Below are 5,986 nucleotides of genomic sequence, written 5' to 3'. Positions count from 1 at the left end.
GGGTAATGGTATTGGTTTTGTAGTGAGAAAAATCATGGCCGGTGCGCGTACGCAGCAGCATCAGTATTTTTTGGATAGAGTTGGAATCGCGTATTTCTGATTTTACCTGTTCCACTGGTTCTTCGCTCAATGCCGGGTGGTTAAGGTATTGGATCAGTTTGACCGGCATTTCCTCCGGTGCCAAAACATAATCAACCAAATTGGTGGCAATGGCTGTTTTGGGCATACTGTCGTACTGCGCGGTTTCCGGGTCCTGCACCAGCGCCATGCCCAGTTTTTCTTTGATGAGGCGCAAACCCGTTTCCCCGTCTGATCCCATTCCGGAAAAAATGATGCCAACAGCGCGGTTCCATTGGTCTTCGGCCAGGCTTTGCAAAAAATAATCAATCGGCATACGCAAACCATGTGCTTTGTCTGGGTTTAAAAGCAGCAGTTTACAGTTGTGGATGCCCATGTCTTTGTCCGGCGGGATCACATAAACCATATCTGGCTTCACCTGCGCGCCATCTTCGGCCTCCATTACCGGCATCGGCGTAAAAGCCTGGATCAGTTCGGCCAAATTGCTGGCGTAATTGGGGTCTAAGTGCATAATCAGCACAAAAGCCATCCCGCTATCGGCCGGTAGGTGCGTAAAAAATTTCTCGAAAGCACTAAAAGCGCCGGCCGAACCGCCGATGGCCACAATAGGAAAAGGCCGCGTATGGCCGGAACGAACGGCCGGCACACGTTTTTTTATTGCTGTAGGTTCTTGGTCTTGGGCTGTATTTTCATCTGTGCGCAACGAATCGTTTTCCATAAAAGTCCTTGGTGCAAATCTTATAAATTTTAAGTGTCCTGTTTTTTTTGAAACCTTAAAAGCTGTTTAATTTTTGTTTAAATTACTGGCGATGCTTCTTTTATCGCCTAAAAATCAGTGTGGCCATTTGCTTTCTGTAGGCGGCAGCAAAAGGGCAACACCAAATTTATAGTGCTAAAAGAAGCATCCGGTTTTTTCTTGAGATGAAGTTAAACAGCTTTTGAGCAGCATTAATTAAAACAGTAAGAGACAAACAAAGCATAGGTAGTTTATCCTTCGGAAAGATACATTAGTAAATCAAATTAATTGATTTTTGGTACGGGAAAGTGTAGAAAAAATTTGTTCAGGCAAAAAAACAGGTTTTAACTTCTGCGCAAAAATAATTGAAACTTTGTAATTTTTGTAACGTACAAAACAGTAATTCTCTCCTGTTAGGTTTTTAATTGGTTAAAGCATCCCGGGCTCCCCGCCCGGGATGCTTTGTGTTTTTGCCGGTGATGCTTCTTTTACCACCTCTTTTTAGCTGAGGTTTTGGTCTTTAAACCAAACTTCCTCCGGCTTGGCTTTAAAGTTTTGCATCAGTTTTAGTAGTTCCTGCGGATTATTGCTGCTTAAAACGAGTTTTCGGTTGGCTGGTTTCAAAAAGCGGTTTTCCACCATCACGTCCATCTGCTTCAGCAAAAAATCATAAAAACCGTTGATGTTAAGCAAACCGATGGGTTTATGGTGAAGGCCCAATTGCAGCCAGGTTAATGTTTCAAAAAATTCTTCGAGCGTGCCTAAACCGCCGGGCAGCGTGATGATGCCATCGCACAGGTCGTTCATCAACTGCTTCCTTTGGTGCATATTTTCTACCACGTGCATTTCGGTAAGTCCTTTGTGGCCAACTTCTTTGTCCATTAAAAACCCCGGGATTACACCAATCGCTTTTCCGCCGCGCTGCAAAACGGCATTGGCTATCAAGCCCATTACGCCAACCTTTCCGCCGCCAAAAACCAGGGAAATATTTTGGTTCACCATTAGTTCGGCCAGTTCCTCAATCGCTGCTTTCAGCTTTTCATCACCGTTAAAATTTGCCCCGCAGAAAACACAGATTGCATTCATGTCTAAAAATTATTTTGGCTAATTTAAAATTTATTGAGGCTTAAATTGAATCAGGAGCAAGCCGAAGAAAAAATAACAGCATACTGTTTTTATAGGCATAAAAACAGTATGGCTATTTGGACACAACAATAAGCGATCGGGATACTTTTTAGCAGGCAAGCTGTTTAATCTTTGCTTTAAACAATTTTAATATTAAAAATGAAAGCAACATTGATAACAGGCGCTTCCGGTGGGATTGGTGAAGCCTTTGCCAAACGGCTCGCAGCAGAAAAACACAACCTTTTATTAATTGCCCGTTCGGAAAACAAACTTCAGCTATTGTGCGAAGAATTGGCTGCCAAACATGCCGTCAACGTACAATATATTGCTGCAGATTTAACAAAACCGGATGCCGACAAAATAATTTTTGAAGAAACCGAAAAACGCGGGCTCGAAATTGAATGGTTGATCAACAACGCAGGCATTGGTTCGGGCGGCGACTTTTTAGAATACGATTTGAAAAGTATTATGGAAATGATGCATCTAAACATGGATGCCATGGTAGCATTAACGCACCGCTTTTTGCCACAAATGAGGGCACGAAAAAGCGGAAAGATCATCAATGTTGGTTCGATGGCAGGTTTCAACCCAATTCCATATATGACGGTTTATGCAGCATCGAAAGCCTTTGTTCAATCATTTACCCAAGCCTTGCACGAAGAAAACCGGCTGCTTAATATCCAGGTGATGTTGTTATGCCCTGGCGCAACCGAAACTAACTTTTTTGAAGCGGCCAAAATCGGCCCCGACCGTAAAAGTAGTTTCTCCAGCAAAGAATTAGAAACACCGGAACAAGTGGTAGCATCGGCATTGAAAGGAATTCAAAAAAACAAAACGATCGTTGTTTCGGGGACACAAAATAAAATACTTAGAAGGATACTTCATTTTGTCCCTAATTCAACCGCACTTTCTTTGTTTGGAAAACAGATGCGCAGCCAATTGAATTTAAAGTATCTTTAAACATACTGTTTTTACCCATGAAAAATGCCGCATCCAACATCCTCCGAATCAAATCTGTTGCGCAACAGCACCAGCTTCTATCCCTGCCACAACCAGAACATCCGTTGGTCAGTATTATCAGGTTTGAAGATTTTCCGGTAATTGTGAATCCAAGTACCCTAAAGTTTTCAATGGATTTTTATACGGTTACCATCAAGAAAAATTGCGATTGTAAAATAAAATATGGCCAAACGCATTATGATTTTGATGGCGGCGTAATGTCGTTTACAGCGCCCGAACAGTTGCTCGCCTTTGAAGGGGACTTAAAACCGCCGCCAAGTGGTTGGCAGCTATCGTTCCACCCTGATTTTATCAGAAATTACGCGCTCGGAAAAAAAATAAAGGAGTACGGTTTTTTTCATTATGCTATGAACGAAGCACTAATCCTTTCTGAAAAAGAGGAAGCCTCAATCGAAAACCTTTTTAAAAACATCGCAAATGAATATTATTTGCCAATTGATAATTTTAGTCAGGATGTTATTGTTTCTCAATTGGAGCTGCTGTTGACTTATTGTAACCGCTATTACAACCGCCAGTTTATCACCAGGAAAATACCGATCAATGATTTGTTGACGAAAATGGAGACTTTGTTGACAGCTTATTTTAACGGCAATAAAATTGCGGCAGAAGGTTTGCCCAGTGTAACTTATCTGGCAGGGCAACTAAATATGTCTGCCAAATATTTAAGCGATACCTTGCGCAGCCTAACCGGGCAAAGTGCGCAGCAACATATCCAAAACCAATTGATGGAAAAAGCCAAGCAAACCTTGGCCACCACCAACTTATCGGTAAGTGAAATAGCTTACGGGTTAGGGTTTGAATATCCGCAATCGTTTAACAAACTGTTTAAGAAAAAAACGAACTTGTCGCCTTTAGAATTCAGGCAATCGTTTAATTAATGAAGAAATTGGTGCCGGTGCAGTCCGTTCAAATTCTGTTTGGTTTATTGCCGATGCTTCTTTTATTGCCTAAAAATCATCAGGTTTTCATAACCCGTATTTCGTTTGGCTTTTATAAGTCTTTCCAATAATTTAGTTTTATAGTATGAATAAAGCCGAAAGTGTAAAAGATTTCTTTGCGAGCCGAAACCCTTCTATGCGGATAAATGACCAATTTACAATTTTTGAAAGAAAAGTATTTACGAGTAAAACAATGCCTTATAACAGAAGGGATTTTTACATCGTTACTTTAGCCTTAGGGGTTGGTAAATTGCATTTTGCAGATAAAAGTGTGGAAATAAACAAACCAGCCCTAATATTTATGACCCCGGTAATACCTTATGCATGGGAACCGGTTTCACCAAAACAGGAAGGTTTTTTCTGCCTTTTTACAGAAGGGTTTTTTAGGGCGAAAGTTTCGGACAAGGTTTTGCAAGATTCGCCGATCTTTAAAATTGGCGCTGACCCTGTTTTTTTTATTAATGAAACTCAGCAGCAACACATTGCCACAATTTTTCAAAATATGTTGCGAGAGTTCCATTCCGATTATATTTATAAGTATGAATTGTTGCGGAACTATATAATCCTTTTGCTTCATGAGGTGATAAAAATGCAGCCCGTAATTAACCCTTTTAAACATCAAAATGCTTCGTCACGGATTGCATCCCTTTTTCTTGAATTATTAGAGCATCAGTTTCCTATCAGTTCGCCCCAATATTCTTTGAAGTTACGAACTGCAACTGATTATGCAAAGCAGTTATCTGTTCATATAAATCATTTAAACCGTGCTGTAAAAAAAGCTACAGGTAAAACAACAACGGAGCATTTAAATGAACGAATCATAAGTGAAGCAAAAGCACTTCTGCTTAATTCGGATTGGAGCGTTAGCGAAATTGCTTACAGCCTCGGATATAAGTACCCAACCTATTTCAACAATCTATTTAAAAAGCAAACCGGGGTTAATCCCAGTTCTTTAAGACAGGACCAGCTTGTTTGAATTTCTTAATTCTTTGTTTGATTTCCTTTAACATGTAAGTAAGTGTACAGGTTACTTTTGTGTTATAAAATAAAACGATGGAAAACGTAAAAAACAAAGTAATCATCATTACAGGCGCAAGCAGCGGGATAGGTGAGGCAACTGCGCTAATGCTTGCCGAACAAGGTGCAAAGGTTGTACTTGGTGCACGCCGTTTAGATCGTTTAGAAGCGCTGGCAAAACGTATTTCTGAAGCAGGCGGCGAAGTATCCTACGCAGTTACGGATGTAAAAAGGCGCGAAGATTTATCGAACCTCGTAAAATTAGCTTGCGATAAATATGGCAAGCTCGACGTTCTTGTTAACAATGCAGGCGTTGCACCTGTTTCCCTTTTAGAGGAATTGCGAGTAGAAGATTGGGAAGATATGATTGACGTAAACATTAAAGGCGTTTTGTATGGGATTGCAGCCGCACTGCCGGTTTTCCGCAAGCAGGGTTTCGGGCATTTTGTAAACACGGCTTCTACGTCTGGGTTGAAAACCACGCCAACCATGTCGGTTTATTCTGGTACAAAGTTCGCCGTTCGTGCCATTTCTGAAGGTTTGAGGCAGGAAGCCGGCCCTCAATTGCGCGTAACCATTATTACTCCGGGCTTTGTTCAAACAAACCTTGCGGATTCTATGACCAACGTGGAAGTAAAAGCCCAAATTGTTGATTCTATGGAAAAAATGGCTTTGCAACCGGACGCAATTGCCCGCGCTATCGTTTATGCAATCAGCCAGCCAGCCGAAGTTGACGTGAACGAAATTGTTATCCGCCCAACTGCCCAGGCTTAAAGCTAATTTTTTTGAGATAGAAATTGAAGCTTTAATTTATTTTTATAATAATTGAAACATAAAAATCTAATCAAAAAACATAGTTTTCTTTTCTGTGCTTTTTGATGGCATACTGTTTTTATGCCGATAAAAACAGTATGCCATTTTGAAAAGGTTTCTTTTCGCGCTGTCATTTTCGCACCGAAGGGAGAAATCCTTTTCAAAGCGATTAGACTTTTGTTGTTGAAATAAGATTTCTCACTTCGGGTCGATTTCTATGATCTAAGCAACTGCTTTTTGATAATTATTTTCATACATT

Annotated in this window: 5 protein-coding genes and 1 pseudogene (1 of these 6 cut by a window edge); 4 read left to right on the top strand and 2 right to left on the bottom strand. The window is 40.7% G+C overall.

Annotated elements, in window-relative coordinates; genetic code table 11:
* Positions 1-796, bottom strand: a pseudogene (locus Q0192_RS18095) (chemotaxis protein CheB) (it extends 2,180 nt beyond the left edge of the window).
* Between the two features lie 519 nt (positions 797-1,315).
* Positions 1,316-1,900, bottom strand: a complete 585-nt coding sequence (locus Q0192_RS18090; protein ID WP_299291798.1) for a TIGR00730 family Rossman fold protein — start codon at positions 1,898-1,900, stop codon at positions 1,316-1,318.
* Between the two features lie 198 nt (positions 1,901-2,098).
* On the opposite strand from Q0192_RS18090, the gene Q0192_RS18085 reads away from it, so the two are divergent.
* From Q0192_RS18085 to Q0192_RS18070, 4 genes are all read left to right on the top strand, one after another.
* On the top strand, positions 2,099-2,899 hold the full coding sequence (locus Q0192_RS18085; RefSeq protein ID WP_299291795.1) for an SDR family oxidoreductase: 801 nt from the start codon (positions 2,099-2,101) through the stop codon (positions 2,897-2,899).
* 17 nt (positions 2,900-2,916) lie between these two features.
* Positions 2,917-3,837 (top strand): AraC family transcriptional regulator, encoded by a 921-nt coding sequence (locus tag Q0192_RS18080; RefSeq protein ID WP_299291793.1) that lies wholly within the window; start codon positions 2,917-2,919, stop codon positions 3,835-3,837.
* Between the two features lie 145 nt (positions 3,838-3,982).
* The gene (locus Q0192_RS18075) at positions 3,983-4,873 is read left to right on the top strand and encodes a helix-turn-helix transcriptional regulator (RefSeq protein ID WP_299291791.1); all 891 of its coding nucleotides are present in this window, start codon (positions 3,983-3,985) and stop codon (positions 4,871-4,873) included.
* Positions 4,874-4,950: 77 nt separating this feature from the next.
* On the top strand, positions 4,951-5,688 hold the full coding sequence (locus Q0192_RS18070) for an SDR family oxidoreductase (protein ID WP_299291790.1): 738 nt from the start codon (positions 4,951-4,953) through the stop codon (positions 5,686-5,688).
* Positions 5,689-5,986 lie beyond the last annotated feature (298 nt).

The organism is uncultured Mucilaginibacter sp., assembly GCF_937859865.1.
Lineage (GTDB): Bacteria > Bacteroidota > Bacteroidia > Sphingobacteriales > Sphingobacteriaceae > Mucilaginibacter_A.
This window is presented reverse-complemented; position numbering and strand designations above follow the sequence as displayed.